We start from the raw sequence: 15,524 nt of genomic DNA, 5'->3' as shown, positions 1-15,524 counted from the left end.
TGATAGTGTTTGCTATGGCCTTCCAACTGTTTGTTTTCAACAGCCAGTGCAGAACCTCCCGAGGTCTTAATGAAACTCAATTCACCCTTCTCATTTGTACCCATATCGGTAAATATACCGGTTACCTGTAAACCAGAGCTGTACACTGCGGTTGCAGGATTTTTGCATTCTATGGCTTTATGAATGCTTTCTGCCCCGCCACGTCTGAAAGACATGGTATCTGCAAATTGTTCCAGTACATCGATGAGATTCTGGAAGGTTTCTGTGACAAATAATTGAGGCTGCGGTTTGGTAATATCGTACTGATAGTTGATGGTGTCAATAGTATACCAAAGTTTTTCAACATCTTCTTTCATACAGGTTGAACTCTCCCCGATAGAAGAAAGCAAACCTGCACCATATATTTTGGGGTTTTCTAAAGTGCCAATCAGGCCATACTCTACAGTCCACCAGTGCAGGCGGCCAAGTAAGGCCATTTCTGACGGTTCGCCCATATTGTCTGCAATTTTCCGTAAATGTTTTTCTGCTTTCTCTATTTCTGTTTCATTGGCGTCTATGGCTTCTTTTAAGATGGAAAGATGACGTATGGCCTCATAGAGTTCAAAATCTTTGGAAGAAAACATTGCTTTCGCACCAATAGAGCCAAAATAGCTTAAATAGCTGTTGTAATCCGCATCTGCGATGATAGGAGCATGTCCGGCCGATTCGTGAATGATATCGGGTGCGGGCGTGTATTCTATATGGTTAATCTGACGGATATCGGCAGCGATAACCAGTACATGATAGGCCTGATACTCCATAAAAGCAGCCGGAGGGATAAAACCATCTACGGTAACGGCACCCCAGCCAAGCTTGCCCAGGTTGTCATTCATGGTCTGCAGATCAGGTATGCGTTCTATACTTAAGCCTGCACGCTGTAATCCTTTTATATATGGATAATAGGCAACGTGCTTCAGGTAGCTATAATTCTGGCGCATTACATAACGCCACACCGCCTGGTCTATTGGCGTGTATTTTTCATAGTGCTGTTCCACAATGAATTGCCGTAGGTGTTTTGGCAGTTTAGCCACTTGTGGGTTGTTAAAGTCGTTGAAATCGGACATCACAGTTTTTTTATGATCTGGTTAGTTAAATCAGTTGGGTAAAGTTAAACAAATAAAATCTAGAGGAGTTAATGTTGTTGCCTGGTTTGGACTGGGAATATATATGGTTTAGTTCTAAAAGGGAATTGCGAAAATTTTAAATTATTTATTTTGCTGATGGTGATTAAAATATTTTTTGAATCTACATTGGTGGGTTATTAACTAAAATTTTACTGATCAAGAAATGTATGATGGAAACTATTTTGAAAAAAATTTCAGCCCTGAGAATTAGAAAGGGAATGCCGCAAAAGAACGTTGCGGAAGTTTTGCATGTTACCGCTTCTACTTATTATAAAATGGAGATGGGGGTAATTAAAATTACGTTGTCGAAATTGCTGTTGATTGCACAGGCACTTGGAGTTGATTGTGCTGCATTGCTGGATCAGGAAGATCCTGAGCAGGACCCTCTTGAGGCTGAACTGGAGGAAGATGAACGTCTGTTGAGCCAGTATCGCAGCAGGATCATTGAAGAACAGGGAAAATTAATCAGTTTGTTAGAGAAAAATATGGAGTATGCAAATGAAACAAAATAGAGAGAGCATGGTCTCGGAAAATGTAATAAAATTATTAAGCGGAACCAGTCCCAAAGAAAGAAAAAACATCGCTCTTGCACTTGGAATTGCAGTTAGAACCTACCAGAAGATTGAAAATGGACAGAAGGAGATCAACTTAAACGAATTGTGTAAGATTGCAGAAATATTTAAAGTAAGGAGGGGAGCCCTGGTTACACCGGATCATTTGCGCACTCATTTATCCAGTCCCGAAAAATTGTTGATGCTTCAAAAACTTAAACAAGCAGAAGATACCTTATGCACCTTGACGGAAAGAATAGCGAACTTTAAGATGGAATAATAATAAGGTTATTTTCTGACTTTGAAGGAGAAGTGTTTTTGCGCGAAATAACTGAAAATAGCCAGAATAATGGTCGTAACGGCCTTAGCTATGGTTGGATAAAAGCCAAATGCCTCCACCAGGACTTTTATGAAACCGTAGTTAAGGCCAATATTTATGGCCACTACAAAACCGTAGCGAAACAACTGGATGCGGCCTTTTAAATTAGAATGAGTAAAAACGAGGTATTTGTTTAGTGCAAAGCCAATCAGGAAAGTAATGAAAGATTCAATGACCAAAGCAGCGATGGGCGCGGTAATCAGCAGACCATCCATCTGCACATCTTTCTGATGGAGAATGAGGTTATAAACGATAAAATAGACAATAATTCCAGACGCAGCGGTTGTTCCTCCCGAGGCCATGTACCTGAAAGTATGGAGGGATATCCAGCGGGAAAAGGGGGGGTAAAAGAAATCTATGATCTTTAATATTGCCTTGCGCATGTTTGAAATTTGGGCGAAGTTAAATTTTAAGATTTGGAATACCAACAAAATCTATAACAGCAGCGTATTTATACCTGGGGTGTTGACGGATGCTGATCCCGACAATATTCAGCCCATAGGTGCTGTTCAGGATATTCTTGCGGTGGCCCAGATCGGGAACGCCCTTGTCGATCAGCAGCACACATACATTTGCCAGACCATTAGAAAAGCCAAATGCCAGATTTTCAGCCATAGACCGGTTGGGGTAATATTTTGTAATCCTGTCCTTCATCGTACGCCCGTCGTAGGAATTATGTCCAGCAAGATTATGATTGTTCATGTCTTTTGCATGCTGCAGAGAAACGTAGGTTAATGTTTCATCTGGATAAAATAGCCCAAGATTTTTGATTTTTTTCAGATCAGCTTGCAGACTTTTATAGTACCGGTCATTTTTTGTGATTTTAAGCTCGTTATAGTTGCTGTACTGCTGCATCCTTTGATTATAATCAGCTATAAAATCCTGTAAATAGGTATTGAAGAATCGTGTGCCGTCCATTCGGACCAGATTCATATAGAGAATAATGTCTTTTTCCTCCTGGGAGAGATAAGGTGTGTTTTTTGCTGTGTTCGCCATTTCCAGTTCTTCTTTCGACCAGGAGTTCTCCGGATAACGAACAGGTTTTTTCCCCGCAAGGGCAATCAGAGGGAAAATTAAAAATAGGGCTATAATGGTAGATTTCATGGTATGATAAACGTCCTGATTTTCATTTTATGTATACAGGTTACATTTTGGCATGGTTCTGGTCTGTATTTAGCTGGATAATAATAAGAAAGGGCCTGTAAAAAATACAAGCCCTTTTTGGTTTTTATCTCAGCAGGTTTTTCCAGCTTACTTTGCTCTCAATGATCGACTGAAGATCCTTGATTTCAATTCGTTGTTGCTCCATCGTATCGCGGTGACGGATGGTTACCGTATTATCTTCCAGCGTTTGATGATCAATAGTTAAGCAAAATGGCGTTCCTATAGCATCTTGTCTGCGGTAACGTTTTCCAATTGCATCTTTTTCTTCGTAGGCACAGTTGAAATCGTATTTTAAACTGTTCATTACTTCTTTGGCTTTTTCCGGTAGACCATCTTTTTTGGTCAATGGGAAAATCGCAACTTTAACTGGGGCTAAAGCAGGGTGCAAACGTAAAAGAGTTCTGCTGTCCTGTTTATCTCCTTCGCTTAAATCCTCTACTTCAAAAGCATTGATCATGGTTAATAAGAACATACGATCCAAACCAATAGAAGTTTCGATAACGTAAGGAACGTAGTTTCCATAAGGTTTGCCTTCCTCGTTCAGGTCATTGTCAAAGTATTGCATCTTTTTACCCGAAAATTCCTGGTGCTGTGTCAGGTCAAAATCCGTACGGCTGTGTATACCTTCCACTTCTTTAAAACCAAAAGGGAACTCAAATTCAATATCGGTAGCTGCATTCGCATAATGCGCCAGTTTAACGTGATCATGATAACGGTATTTTGCAGGATCTGTGCCCAGGGCAGTATGCCATTTTAAACGGGCCTCTTTCCAGTAAGCAAACCACTTCTGGTCCTCTCCCGGACGAACAAAGAATTGCATCTCCATTTGTTCAAATTCACGCATCCTCATAATGAACTGACGGGCAATAACCTCATTTCTAAACGCTTTTCCAATTTGAGCAATTCCGAAAGGAATTTTCATTCTTCCGGACTTTTGTACGTTTAAAAAGTTGACAAAAATTCCTTGTGCAGTTTCAGGACGAAGATAAACCTCTTCAGACCCTTCGGCCATTGCGCCAAACTGTGTGCTGAACATCAGGTTAAACTGGCGTACTTCTGTCCAGTTCTTTGTACCGCTAACCGGGCAAACAATATCATGTTCTTCGATGATTGTTTTTAAACGGGGCAGGTCTTCTGCTTTCAATGCATCGTCCATTGCCGCCTGAAGTTTGGCAGCTTTATCTGTTTTGCCGTCTTTCTCATAACGGGCAATTTTATCTTCAATTAACTGATCTGCGCGATAACGTTTCTTTGAATCTTTGTTATCGATCATCGGGTCGTTAAAACCATCTACGTGACCGCTGGCTTTCCAAACTTTGGGGTGCATGAAAATTGCAGAATCAATACCTACAATGTTTTCGTGCATCTGTACCATGGCCTTCCACCAGTACGTTTTAATATTGTTTTTTAATTCAGCACCAAGCTGTCCGTAATCATATACAGCACTCAGTCCATCATAAATTTCACTGCTTTGAAATACAAAACCATATTCCTTGGCATGAGATATTACATTTTTAAATTGTTCGTCGTTATTGTTTTTGGCCATAATACTGCAAATATATAAAGTTGGGCATAAAAAATATTGTTATTTTTGACGGAGGAGATTATTCTGATGCTATGAGGGTATATTAATCATACGGCCGTCCTCCTGAATTTGAATGCTGGTGAGCAGAAGCCTAGTGGCAAAAGCACTTTTGAAATAAAAAAGATCAAAAATTGAGTATAGAAGTAGAATCTTTGTCTAAGCATTACGGATCGCAAATAGCGGTAAATGCGATTAGCTTTAAAGCCGTACCGGGTAGGATTATGGGATTCTTAGGTCCAAATGGTGCAGGTAAATCCACCACAATGAAAATGCTCACGGGATATCTGCAGCCCAGTTCTGGAAAAATACATGTTGGCGGATTTGATGTACTGACCCAAAATCTGGAGGTAAAGCGTATTATGGGGTATTTGCCTGAGAATACACCTCTGTACACGGATATGTATGTGAAAGAGTTTTTAAGTTTTGCAGGTCAAACTTATCAGCTTGAGCATTTGAGCAGGAGCGTTGCAGAGGTGATTGAAAGGGTAGGTTTAGGTCCGGAGCAACACAAAAAAATCGGCCAGTTGTCTAAAGGTTATCGACAGCGGGTTGGCCTTGCTCAGGCTATTGTTCATGATCCCAGGGTTTTAATTCTAGATGAGCCGACTTCCGGACTGGATCCAAATCAGCTGGCAGATATCCGTAAACTGATCAAGGAATTGGGAAGGGATAAAACGGTGATACTTTCCACACACATTATGCAGGAAGCTGAAGCGGTTTGTGATGATGTTGTTATTATTAACAAAGGTAATATCGCCGCAAATTCCTCCCTGACGGATTTGAAGAAGGATCAGGATTCAGAAGTGCTGGAGGATATTTTTAGAAAGTTAACCGTATAAAATTTTCTTTAAAGCTCTAAAAAACTGAATTGGCAAAATATTTGCTAACGGTGCAGGTAGAGAAATGTTTCTCTTTAAATTAAACGAACTTTATGAAAAAATTATTTTTACTTACAGCAATCGCAGGTGTTTTAGCTTTTTCCAGTGCTTCTGCACAGAATAGAAAAGACCCTGCTATGGGTGGGGCTAAATTAAGCGTTGGTGCGGAATTTGGATTACCTACTGGTAACTTTGGAGACTATTATAAATTGGGTGTTGGTGGGTCATTGGTTTATATCGCACCGATTGCAGAAAATTTGAAAGTTACGGGAAGTGCAGGCTATGTTAGTTATTCACCTAAAGAAGTTTTAGGTTATAAAGGACCTAGTTCTTCTTTCATTCCGGTTAAAGCTGGTTTGAGATACTATTTCGTTGAAAATTTCTATGGAGCGGCTGAATTAGGTGCAGTATTTGCAGGTAAGAATGCGAACGGTACTGCCTTCGCTTATTCTCCAGGTATTGGTGTGGAATTCCCAGTGGCTGATAAAGCTTCTATAGATCTGGGTGCACGCTATGAAGGATGGTCTAATAACGGAACCTTATCTTTCTTCGGAATCAGAGCCGCAATTAACTTCGGTTTGTAGATTTTAAAATACATTAAACAGAAGGCTTTCCATATTTTGGGAAGCCTTCTTCATTTAGACGATATTTTTCTAACTTCGGCGTCATTATATAAATGCATGTACGCAGTTTTTAAAAGAGAATTATTTGCTTTACTAAACTCCTTAATGGCCTATATCACCATTGGTGCCTTCTTACTTGCTGCCGGATTATTGCTGTGGGTTTTTCCAGACACTTCGATTCTGGACTATGGTTATGCAGAACTTAATGGCTTTTTTAGTCTGATCCCATTCCTTTTTATTTTTCTGATCCCAGCCATGACCATGCGTTCTTTTGCCGAAGAACGGAGAGAAGGTACCTATGTACTACTGGCCATACGACCGATTACCGAATGGCAGATTATCCTGGCTAAGTATTTTGCCTGCCTGACTCTGGTGTTGTTTGCACTGCTTCCAACTCTGATCTATTATTTTTCTGTACATCAGCTTGGATTGCCTTCCGGAAATATTGATACCGGTGCGGTTATCGGATCCTATATTGGTTTGTTGCTCTTGGGCAGTTCGTTTACTTCAGTAGGTGTCTTTGCTTCTTCATTAAGTAAAAATCAGGTCATTGCTTTTGCTATAGCTGCTTTTATATGTTTTCTTTGCTACACGGGCATTGATGCGATGGGAAAGAATCTTTCCTTACAATCGTTTGAAACCCTATTTAACAACCTGAGCGTAAATGCACATTATCAATCCTTGGGCAGGGGAGTGCTGGATACCCGTGACGTGCTCTACTTTCTCACATTTGATGTGCTTTTCCTAAGTCTCACCCGTTTTGTGATCGGAGGCAGAAAATGGTAAGGTCAAGAGGTGTTCAGTTCATTGCCGTAATTGCAGTCCTGATCGGTCTGAATATAGCTGGTCACTACCTATACACCCGGTTTGATTTTACCAAAGAACACAGGTTCACACTAAGCCCTAAAACCCTGGAAATTTTAAATAAGCCGGTCAAAGAAATTAAGGTGACTGTTTTCCTGGATGGTGATTTGCCTCCTGCATTTAAAAGACTGAAAAATGCTGTTCAGGATCTGCTGGCGGATTATAAAGCCAACTCCAAAACCGACTTTAAAATTGTTTTTGCAGATCCGATATCAGGTTTGCCGCAAAATGAACAGGATACAGTGATCAGCCATTTGTATAGTATAGGTGTAGAACCCACGAGCCTTAATATCAAAACGGATAATGGATTTACACAAAAAACGATCTTCCCTATGGCAGTTGTCCAATGTGATGACCGGCAAATTCCGCTAAAGCTGTTACAGAATCAGGCTGCTGCAGGGGGATATGAAGAAAATATTAATAATTCCATTCAGAACCTCGAGTATGCCTTCACTTCAGCTATAAAAAAGGTCGTTACAGGTGAAAACCCCAGGATTGGTTTTACCGAATCGAATGGAGAACCATCAGACGCCTATTTGGATGATGCCATAAAAAGCCTTTCTGAAAGCTATGAAACAGGACGGGTCAATTTAAAACTCATTGATCAGGCAGGCCTGGATAAACTGAAAGTCCTTTTTATCGTTAAACCCCGCGAAGAATTCTCAGAAGCAGAAAAATATAAGATCAATTATTTTGTGATGAAAGGAGGCAGGGTGGTCTGGAGTATAGACCAGGTGAGTGCGGATCTGGATAGTTTGAAAGGAAAAGGCGAACAACTGGCCTTTAACAATAAACTCGGGCTGGACGACCAGCTGTTTACCTATGGGGCAAGGATCAATTATAATCTGGTGGCAGATGCCAATTGTGTTGAAATTCCCCTGGCTATGGGTAATACACAACAAATCCAGTTAGCACCATGGGTTTATTATCCTTTGATGCTCCCGGATTCTGCCAGTGTTCTGGTTAAAAATATAGATGCTGTAAGAAGCGAATTTTCCAGCACCGTAGATACCATTGGGGTTAAAGGCATTAAAAAGCAAGTGATTCTCAAAACTTCTGCGTTCAATAAAGTACACAACACACCTATGCTGCTGGCATTGCAGACGGTAGCCGAGCGCCCGGATCCAAGAGATTATGCCAGTACGCCTAAAATTCTGGGGGTATTGTTGGAAGGTCGGTTTCCTTCTCTTTTCCTGAACCGGGGCGTGCCCGAAGGAATACCTGTTCCGTTTGAAACTCCTGGTCTGAGCCAGGTTACCAAAATGGTGGTGATCGGAGACGGAGATATTTTTAAGAACCAGGTCAGTGCAAAAGACGGCTCGGCCTTTCCGCTTGGATTTGACCGCTACACCCAACAGAATTTCGGAAACAAATCATTATTATTAAATATTGCAGATTACCTCGTTAATGATGATAATTTAATTGAATTGAGAAATAAAGAGGTTAAGATCAGGTTGTTGGATAAAACTAAAGTGCATGCGGAAAGGCTGAAATGGCAACTCCTTAATGTTGTTTTTCCCATATTGGTGTTGATATCGTTCGCAATTTTTCAACATTATTACCGTAAACGTAAGTATGCAAGGTAATTTTTATATTTTTGAGAATTGACAAGATCATATTATGAGATTTATAGTTTCCACTTCAACATTATTAAAACATTTACAAACGGTTAATGGTGCGTCCAGCAGCAGTACTGTTTTGCCTATATTGGAGAACTTCCTTTTTGAAATTAAAGAAGGCAACTTAACCATTTCAGCTACGGATCTGCAAACCAGTATGACCACCTCTCTACCGGTAGAGTCAAAAGAAGGCGGTAAAGTAGCGGTACCGGCCAGAATTTTACTGGATACCTTGAAAACCCTTCCAGATCAGCCTATTTCTTTTAATATTGATGACAACTCTTTCTCTATTGAGATCAGTGCAGGTGATGGTAAATATAAATTAAGCGGAGAAAATGGAGATGATTTTCCTAAAATTCCGATTGTAGAGAATGCTTCTTCTGTAAATTTGCCGGCATCTGTATTAACGGAGGCCATTACCAAAACCATTTTTGCAGTAAGTAACGATGAATTGCGTCCTGCAATGACAGGTGTATTCTGTCAGTTGTCTGATCAGCACATCACCTTTGTAGCAACAGATGCCCATAAATTGGTGAGATACAGAAGAATGGATAGCAAAGCGGATAAAACCACTTCTTTCATTTTACCTAAAAAGGCTTTGACCTTGTTAAAAGCTGCATTACCAAACGGAGATATTAACGTATCTGTTGATTACAATGCAACCAGTGCCTTTTTTAAATTTGAGAACATTAACCTGGTTTGCCGTCTGATTGATGAGCGTTATCCGGATTATGAAGCCGTTATTCCTGCCAACAATCCAAATAAACTGGTTATCGATCGTGCGCTGTTCCTGAATACCTTAAGAAGGGTGGTTATTTTTGCCAATAAAACCACACACCAGGTTCGTTTGAAGATCAGCGGAAGTGAACTGAACATTTCTTCGGAAGATCTTGATTTTGCAAATGAAGCGCATGAGCGTTTAAGCTGCCAGTACGAAGGGGAGGATCTTGAAATTGGTTTCAATGCAAAATTTTTAATTGAGATGCTGAGCAATCTTTCTGGTGAAGAAGTAACTTTGGAACTTTCTACACCAAACCGTGCAGGACTATTGATCCCGCAAACCAATGATGAAAATGAAGATGTTTTGATGCTGGTGATGCCAGTTATGCTGAACAGCTATAACTAATATATTTATTTCAGTTATATAAAAAATGGCTTGTATTAAATAAGCCATTTTTTATATAATGCTCATGGTAAATACCCTGATATTCCTATTTTTGGATTTAATTATACTGCCTTGGAACTTTTCTCACAATTATTAGACTTTATTCTCCATATTGATAAACACCTGGAGGAGATCATCAGGGATTACCAAACCTGGACTTATCTTATTCTTTTTCTGATCATTTTTGCAGAGACCGGATTCGTTGTTACACCATTTCTTCCTGGAGATTCCCTGTTGTTTGCTATGGGTACTTTAATTGCCGGAGAAAATACAGGATTAAATATCTGGGTAATGTTGCTGATTCTTATTGCAGCGGCTATTCTTGGGAACAGTTTAAACTATAAACTGGGGAGTATTCTGGGGATAAGGGTATTTAGTGAAAAGAACAAAATACTGAAACTCGAATATTATCATCAATCACACGAGTTTTTTGAAAAGCACGGCGGTAAGGCCATCATTTTTAGCCGTTTCCTGCCCATTTTCAGAACAATAGCCCCATTTGTTGCCGGAGTTGCCAAAATGCCATTCGGCAGGTTTACTTTTTACAATGTCATAGGAGGTGTGGCCTGGATTGCAAGTTTATTACTGGCAGGTTATTTCATTGGTCAGATTCCCGTTGTGAAAAAGAATTTCGATATCGTCATCATTGTGATTGCGGTGGTTACATTCCTTCCCGCAATACTGGCTGCTGTTAAATCTAAATTGAAAAAGAAGGAAAATAAACCGGTCTAGTATTCACGTCCGATAATTGATCCCTTTTCATATTTTAAGTTTTCCAGGGTTTCTTTTTGTCTTTCTTCGAACGGAAGGTCAATTCTTTTGAGTTGCTCCATATCCGGCTGGCCGGCATCAATCCATGCGGAATACCAGAAGGAACCGATGTAATGGATAGCCGAGCGCATCTGACGTTCTACCATATGGTTCATGGCCTCATGATAAGCTTTGGAATAGTCTTCGGAGTATTGCCTGGTTAGCAGGCCTTTTCTTTTGGAAAAGCTGTATTTCCTATAATGTGGAAAGCTCAAACTTAAGCTGGCTTCCAGTTTCAAAACAGAATCTACTAAGCTGTGCGTATGGCTGACCATATTCCAGGCTTCCTGCAACGGCTGGGCAACGTAAAAGGCTTTACCCACCCGGTAATTATAACGATCAGCATAGAGCTCTGGCAATCTGCTTTCCCAGAAAGCATGGATGCCCACCTGGTTTGTAAGTTGACCATTGTGGTTGTTGGTTGTATGCAGTGGTACATGTGCATCGGCAATGTAATGTCCCAATTGGGCAGAACAGATCAATATTTTAACAGAATCCTTTTGTTTAAAGGCATTCACCAGTTTAAGATAGCTTCGCTGGATATGCCAGGGTAGTATTCCATTTTCCTGGAGCATTTTCCTGCTATATTTCTTTAAAGCAAGATCCCATTTTCTTGGAATACTGTCTATACAGTTATCATAAGCTTCCACATCAAGATAATGTCTTGGAGCTTCTGCGGTGTCTGCATATCTTCTCTTATCCGGATCAACTGCATGATCTGACAAATAACTAATATTGGACTTATAAAACCGGCTGATGCCTTTAGGCAGGGTAAATACAGCCAGGCGATTGATTTGCCTATGGGCATAAAATCCCCAGGATCCGAAAACCAGGAGTATTCCCGCGAGGGTTACGTAAATAAAGACTTGCTTCATTTACGTAAAACTAACGACCGGGAATGGAATATTTGCTATGCCTTAAATAGATTTACCTTTCATGGCCTGGGCCACAGCGAGATCCATCAGGCGCTCAGCAAATGGCCTGGTAAATTCGTTCAGCTCATCTGCTTTTTTAAGGATCTCATCTTTACCTCCCGTCTGCAATGCAGATTTTAAAGCCTCAATATAGGTCAAAGTATCTTTTCTTTCTTCTTCAGTCAGAACCTGTCCGTTCTTTTCTACAAAACGTTCTGCGGTATAAACCAATTGTTCTCCTTCACCTTTGGCTTCAATCAGCATACGCTGCTCTACATCACTCTTTGCATAAGTAATACTGTCAATCAGCATTTTTTCTACGGCATCATCGGTTAAACCATAAGAAGGAATAACTTCAATCTCCTGTTTAACTCCCGAGCGCAGTTCAATGGCTTGAACAGTTAAGATACCATCTGCATTTAAGAGAAAGTTAATATCCACTTTAGGTAATCCAGCAGGCATTGACGGAATTCCTTTTAAATCAAATTCGGCTAATTTTCTGTTCTCCTGCACCAGATCACGTTCGCCCTGGAACACGGATATTTTCATGTTGACCTGACCATCGATAGAGGTGGTATATTGTCTGCCTGCCTTTGTAGGTACTTTTGCATTTCTGGGGATGATCACGTCCATCAGTCCACCCATGGTCTCAATCCCTAAAGACAGTGGGGTAACATCCAGTAAAAGGATGTCAGAACGATTTCCTGCAAGGATATCGGCCTGTATCGCAGCGCCAAGGGCAACTACCTCATCCGGATTGATCTGATCATGAGGTTCGCGGTTGAAGAAAGTACTGACCTGTTTTTTAACAAGCGGGGTTCTGGTAGATCCGCCCACCAGTACCACTTCATCAATATCGGCAGCACTAAGTTTTGCATCTTTAAGGGCTTGCTTACAAGAGTCCAGCGTTTGCTCAACTTTAGAAGAAATCAAGTCTTCAAATGTATTTTTATCTATGCTGCACCAGATATCACCCAGTTTCTCGTTAAATAAATTCTGTGTAGACAAGGCTTTTTTCGCCTCCTCTGCCTTTAAACGAAGGTGTTGCATCAGACCTGCGTCTTCTTTCAGTTGTTGCTGGTCCAGTTTGTTCTTTTCAATCCAGTAATGGACAATAGCCCGGTCAAAATCATCTCCCCCCAGAAAGGTATTTCCATTCGTTGCCAGAACTTCGAAGATCCCATTTTGAATGGATAAAATAGAGACATCAAATGTACCCCCGCCAAGATCATATACAGCAATGGTTTTCTGCTGAGTGGGATCTAAACCCAGTCCATAGGCTAAACTTGCAGCCGTTGGTTCATTTACAATTCTTAAAACATCCAGACCAGCCAATTTACCCGCATCACGGGTGGCCTGGCGCTGACTATCGTTAAAATAAGCAGGAACTGTAATTACAGCCCGGTTTACTGGTGTTTTTAAAGCATGTTCAGCCCGGCCCTTAAGCTCCTTTAAGATCTCTGCCGATAACTCGATTGGTGTGTAAAAGCGATTTCCAGCTTTGATCTTTACCAATGCATCCTGGTCATCGTCAATGATTTTGTACGAAAAGGTATCCTGGTGGCTGGCTACGTCCTTATAAGAACGACCAAGCAGGCGCTTTACCGAAAAAATGGTGTTTTCGGGATCTGTAATTAAAAATTCTTTGGCATCATTTCCAACAAGGGCATCGCCCTGGGCATTAAAATGGACCACTGAGGGTACCAGAAGACCTTTGCCCAGGTCATTGATCACTTGCGGATGTTTCTCAGGATTGATAAAAGCAACCAAACTATTTGTTGTTCCTAAATCAATTCCAACGATGATCTCTTCTTGTTGTAAAGAACCTGTTGCCAGGTTAATGGATATTTTTGCCATAGTCTGGCAAATTTAGGAATGTTTTTAATGCTTTTCTTATTTAAACCGCTAATTTGATGTTTTGGTGATGAAAAGCCTTCTGTCTTATTTTAATTCTTTCTCGTGAAAATTATATACCCAGAGTACAATATCCTGGTAACTGTTCAAACCTTTCTTTTGATTGTTTAATTTTAAAAAATTATCAAAGGCTGCCCCAAAATAATCGACCATGTCGCCATTATATTTTCTCCAGAATTCCCGGTCCTTTTTGTAGTTCAGAAGTACGCCGGGGTTGATGGTTTTATATAAGACTTTGTAATCATCCGGAGATTTCATGCGGATTTCGAACAGTACATTCCTCAATATAGAATAATAGCCGGAATAGCGAAAGTCAGGATCGGCACTGCTGGTCGAAACCAGGTATCCAACCAGGTTGGCTTCATCTTCTCTTGCTACACCAATTTGATGCGCAATTTCATGGCAGGTGATAAAAGGCAGTTCGGTAGGAGGAATGCGCATATTGACATTAGCTTCTCCGGATAGAGGACTATAGTAACCTTCAATTCCAATCTTTGTGATTACCCAGCTGTTGAGTACGGGTTTTACCGAAGGCCGGGTATAATTGAAAAATGCTTGTTTTTGCGCGAGCAGATTATAGGCCTGTTTGGCACCTTGCCGAAGTTCTGCAATAGTGTAAGCGGTTTTATGATCAGCAGGCCGCTTGTCTTTCATCTGCTGTAATGCATTGATCCGGCCAATCAAAAAATTTCCAAGCATCACCAGTTCTTTTACATTATACTTTTTATGGCCGATGGCCAGGCTGGAAGATACAGATGGTCTGGAATAATTCAGGCCCCAAAGAAGTTTAAAAGCGATATAAAGAATCAGTAGAAAGTTCAAGAGCTGTAAGGGAATCAATACCCGGTGTTTGCGCTCAAGACCTTTTCTGTATAGCGCTTTACTGAAAAGCCAAAGTTTCCAGATCATATAACCGATCAGCAGCAGGTACAAAAAATCGCCCAGTGCAAACGGAAAAAGAAAGCTTATTGACCTTAAGGCTACGGAAACAATAGGATAAAGACCGCCGGAATACCAGCTTTCGGTTAAATTGCTGCTCAGACCCCAGGCAAAAATTAAACCTGCCAGGACAAGTTCTATCAGAAATTGCCTTAAAGCAGGTTTATAAGTTTTGTTCATTATCTGTTAAAGGTTAAGCGGCGTCCTTTCTCATTTGTGGTGAATTTTCCTTTTTGGTAGGCAAGGTTGCCAGACACAAAGGTATGCGTAATGTCAGACTGGAACACCTGACCTTCGAAAGGTGACCATCCACATTTATACCAAAGGTTAGCACGGGTCACCTTAACAGGGTCATTTAGGTTAACCAATACGAGATCTGCCCAGTAACCTTCCCTGATAAAGCCTCGCCGGTCAATATTGAAACATGTAGCTACATTGTGCGCTGTCTTTTCAGCGATCTGTTCCAGGGTTATTTTTTTCTGATGATACATCTCTAATAAAGCGGAAAGTGCATGTTGTACCAAGGGGCCACCAGAAGGCGCCTGCAAATACGGCTGTTCTTTCTCTTCAATAGTATGAGGAGCATGATCTGTTGCAATAATGTCAATATGGCCATCCAATACACCTTTTAAGATGGCATCTTTATCCTGTTCTGTTTTTACAGCCGGATTCCATTTGATCCAGTTTCCTTTTTCAGCATAATCCCGGTCATCAAACCAAAGGTGATGTACACAGGCTTCTGCAGTAATTCTTTTGTCCTTCAAAGCAGCCTTGCTATCGAACAGTGCTACTTCTCTGGCTGTAGAGATGTGCAGGATGTGCAAACGGGTGTTGTGCTTTTTAGCCAGCTCAACAGCCATAGACGAGGAGATATAACAAGCCTCAGCACTTCTGATCAGAGGGTGCATATCGATGGTGATTTGATCCCCATATTTTTCCTTATAAATAGCCATGTT

At 40.8% G+C, this 15,524-nt stretch carries 16 protein-coding genes; 8 read left to right on the top strand and 8 right to left on the bottom strand.

What is annotated here, in order from left to right; translation table 11 throughout:
- Positions 1-1,103: aromatic amino acid hydroxylase (locus VNZ46_RS25790; RefSeq protein ID WP_325563980.1), on the bottom strand; the 1,103-nt coding region annotated here is incomplete at its 3' end.
- Between the two features lie 227 nt (positions 1,104-1,330).
- On the opposite strand from VNZ46_RS25790, the gene VNZ46_RS25785 reads away from it, so the two are divergent.
- Both VNZ46_RS25785 and VNZ46_RS25780 read left to right on the top strand, forming a co-directional pair.
- Positions 1,331-1,675 carry a helix-turn-helix transcriptional regulator gene (locus VNZ46_RS25785; protein WP_325563978.1) on the top strand — a complete coding sequence of 115 codons (345 nt, stop codon included), beginning with the start codon at positions 1,331-1,333 and terminating at the stop codon, positions 1,673-1,675.
- On the top strand, positions 1,662-1,994 hold the full coding sequence (locus VNZ46_RS25780) for a helix-turn-helix transcriptional regulator (RefSeq protein WP_325563976.1): 333 nt from the start codon (positions 1,662-1,664) through the stop codon (positions 1,992-1,994). The genes VNZ46_RS25785 and VNZ46_RS25780 overlap by 14 nt, the downstream gene beginning before the upstream one ends.
- Positions 1,995-2,002: 8 nt before the next feature.
- Here VNZ46_RS25780 and VNZ46_RS25775 read toward each other — a convergent pair whose 3' ends face one another.
- The 3 genes from VNZ46_RS25775 to VNZ46_RS25765 form a co-directional block, all read right to left on the bottom strand.
- Positions 2,003-2,476, bottom strand: a complete 474-nt coding sequence (locus tag VNZ46_RS25775) for a GtrA family protein (RefSeq protein WP_325563974.1) — start codon at positions 2,474-2,476, stop codon at positions 2,003-2,005.
- Between the two features lie 19 nt (positions 2,477-2,495).
- Positions 2,496-3,197, bottom strand: a complete 702-nt coding sequence (locus VNZ46_RS25770) for a CAP domain-containing protein (protein ID WP_325563972.1) — start codon at positions 3,195-3,197, stop codon at positions 2,496-2,498.
- 124 nt (positions 3,198-3,321) lie between these two features.
- Positions 3,322-4,803 carry a glycine--tRNA ligase gene (locus tag VNZ46_RS25765; protein ID WP_108550864.1) on the bottom strand — a complete coding sequence of 494 codons (1,482 nt, stop codon included), beginning with the start codon at positions 4,801-4,803 and terminating at the stop codon, positions 3,322-3,324.
- A gap of 170 nt (positions 4,804-4,973) precedes the next feature.
- On the opposite strand from VNZ46_RS25765, the gene VNZ46_RS25760 reads away from it, so the two are divergent.
- From VNZ46_RS25760 to VNZ46_RS25735, 6 genes are all read left to right on the top strand, one after another.
- Positions 4,974-5,681, top strand: a complete 708-nt coding sequence (locus VNZ46_RS25760) for an ATP-binding cassette domain-containing protein (protein WP_325563969.1) — start codon at positions 4,974-4,976, stop codon at positions 5,679-5,681.
- A gap of 92 nt (positions 5,682-5,773) precedes the next feature.
- Positions 5,774-6,304 (top strand): hypothetical protein, encoded by a 531-nt coding sequence (locus VNZ46_RS25755; protein WP_325563967.1) that lies wholly within the window; start codon positions 5,774-5,776, stop codon positions 6,302-6,304.
- 96 nt (positions 6,305-6,400) lie between these two features.
- Positions 6,401-7,129, top strand: coding sequence for a gliding motility-associated ABC transporter permease subunit GldF (gene gldF, locus VNZ46_RS25750; RefSeq protein WP_325563965.1), 729 nt, complete (start codon positions 6,401-6,403; stop codon positions 7,127-7,129).
- The gene (gene gldG, locus VNZ46_RS25745) at positions 7,123-8,793 is read left to right on the top strand and encodes a gliding motility-associated ABC transporter substrate-binding protein GldG (protein ID WP_325563964.1); all 1,671 of its coding nucleotides are present in this window, start codon (positions 7,123-7,125) and stop codon (positions 8,791-8,793) included. The genes gldF and gldG overlap by 7 nt, the downstream gene beginning before the upstream one ends.
- Before the next feature lie 34 nt (positions 8,794-8,827).
- The gene (dnaN, locus tag VNZ46_RS25740) at positions 8,828-9,952 is read left to right on the top strand and encodes a DNA polymerase III subunit beta (protein ID WP_325563962.1); all 1,125 of its coding nucleotides are present in this window, start codon (positions 8,828-8,830) and stop codon (positions 9,950-9,952) included.
- Positions 9,953-10,063: 111 nt separating this feature from the next.
- On the top strand, positions 10,064-10,723 hold the full coding sequence (locus VNZ46_RS25735) for a DedA family protein (RefSeq protein WP_325563960.1): 660 nt from the start codon (positions 10,064-10,066) through the stop codon (positions 10,721-10,723).
- On the opposite strand, the gene VNZ46_RS25730 is transcribed toward VNZ46_RS25735, so the two are convergent.
- The 4 genes from VNZ46_RS25730 to VNZ46_RS25715 all read right to left on the bottom strand — a co-directional run.
- Positions 10,720-11,676, bottom strand: coding sequence for a zinc dependent phospholipase C family protein (locus VNZ46_RS25730; protein ID WP_325563958.1), 957 nt, complete (start codon positions 11,674-11,676; stop codon positions 10,720-10,722). The genes VNZ46_RS25735 and VNZ46_RS25730 overlap by 4 nt on opposite strands.
- 42 nt (positions 11,677-11,718) lie before the next feature.
- Positions 11,719-13,572 (bottom strand): molecular chaperone DnaK, encoded by a 1,854-nt coding sequence (gene dnaK / locus VNZ46_RS25725; protein WP_325563956.1) that lies wholly within the window; start codon positions 13,570-13,572, stop codon positions 11,719-11,721.
- 84 nt (positions 13,573-13,656) lie between these two features.
- Positions 13,657-14,748, bottom strand: coding sequence for a DUF3810 domain-containing protein (locus VNZ46_RS25720; RefSeq protein WP_325563954.1), 1,092 nt, complete (start codon positions 14,746-14,748; stop codon positions 13,657-13,659).
- Positions 14,748-15,524: amidohydrolase family protein (locus VNZ46_RS25715; protein ID WP_325563952.1), on the bottom strand; the 777-nt coding region annotated here is incomplete at its 5' end. The genes VNZ46_RS25720 and VNZ46_RS25715, both read right to left, overlap by 1 nt.

Origin of the sequence: Pedobacter sp. (genome assembly GCF_035566355.1) — a bacterium.
Taxonomy (GTDB): domain Bacteria; phylum Bacteroidota; class Bacteroidia; order Sphingobacteriales; family Sphingobacteriaceae; genus Pedobacter.
This window is presented reverse-complemented; position numbering and strand designations above follow the sequence as displayed.

Bases quoted from the DNA above. Each gene is read 5' to 3' on its own strand.
- VNZ46_RS25765 (WP_108550864.1), bottom strand. From the start codon at position 4,803: ATGGCCAAAAACAATAACGACGAACAATTTAAAAATGTAATATCTCAT.
- VNZ46_RS25720 (WP_325563954.1), bottom strand. From the start codon at position 14,748: ATGAACAAAACTTATAAACCTGCTTTAAGGCAATTTCTGATAGAACTT.
- VNZ46_RS25785 (WP_325563978.1), top strand. From the start codon at position 1,331: ATGATGGAAACTATTTTGAAAAAAATTTCAGCCCTGAGAATTAGAAAG.
- VNZ46_RS25780 (WP_325563976.1), top strand. From the start codon at position 1,662: ATGAAACAAAATAGAGAGAGCATGGTCTCGGAAAATGTAATAAAATTA.
- VNZ46_RS25730 (WP_325563958.1), bottom strand. From the start codon at position 11,676: ATGAAGCAAGTCTTTATTTACGTAACCCTCGCGGGAATACTCCTGGTT.
- dnaN (WP_325563962.1), top strand. From the start codon at position 8,828: ATGAGATTTATAGTTTCCACTTCAACATTATTAAAACATTTACAAACG.
- dnaK (WP_325563956.1), bottom strand. From the start codon at position 13,572: ATGGCAAAAATATCCATTAACCTGGCAACAGGTTCTTTACAACAAGAA.
- VNZ46_RS25755 (WP_325563967.1), top strand. From the start codon at position 5,774: ATGAAAAAATTATTTTTACTTACAGCAATCGCAGGTGTTTTAGCTTTT.
- VNZ46_RS25770 (WP_325563972.1), bottom strand. From the start codon at position 3,197: ATGAAATCTACCATTATAGCCCTATTTTTAATTTTCCCTCTGATTGCC.
- gldF (WP_325563965.1), top strand. From the start codon at position 6,401: ATGTACGCAGTTTTTAAAAGAGAATTATTTGCTTTACTAAACTCCTTA.
- VNZ46_RS25775 (WP_325563974.1), bottom strand. From the start codon at position 2,476: ATGCGCAAGGCAATATTAAAGATCATAGATTTCTTTTACCCCCCCTTT.
- gldG (WP_325563964.1), top strand. From the start codon at position 7,123: ATGGTAAGGTCAAGAGGTGTTCAGTTCATTGCCGTAATTGCAGTCCTG.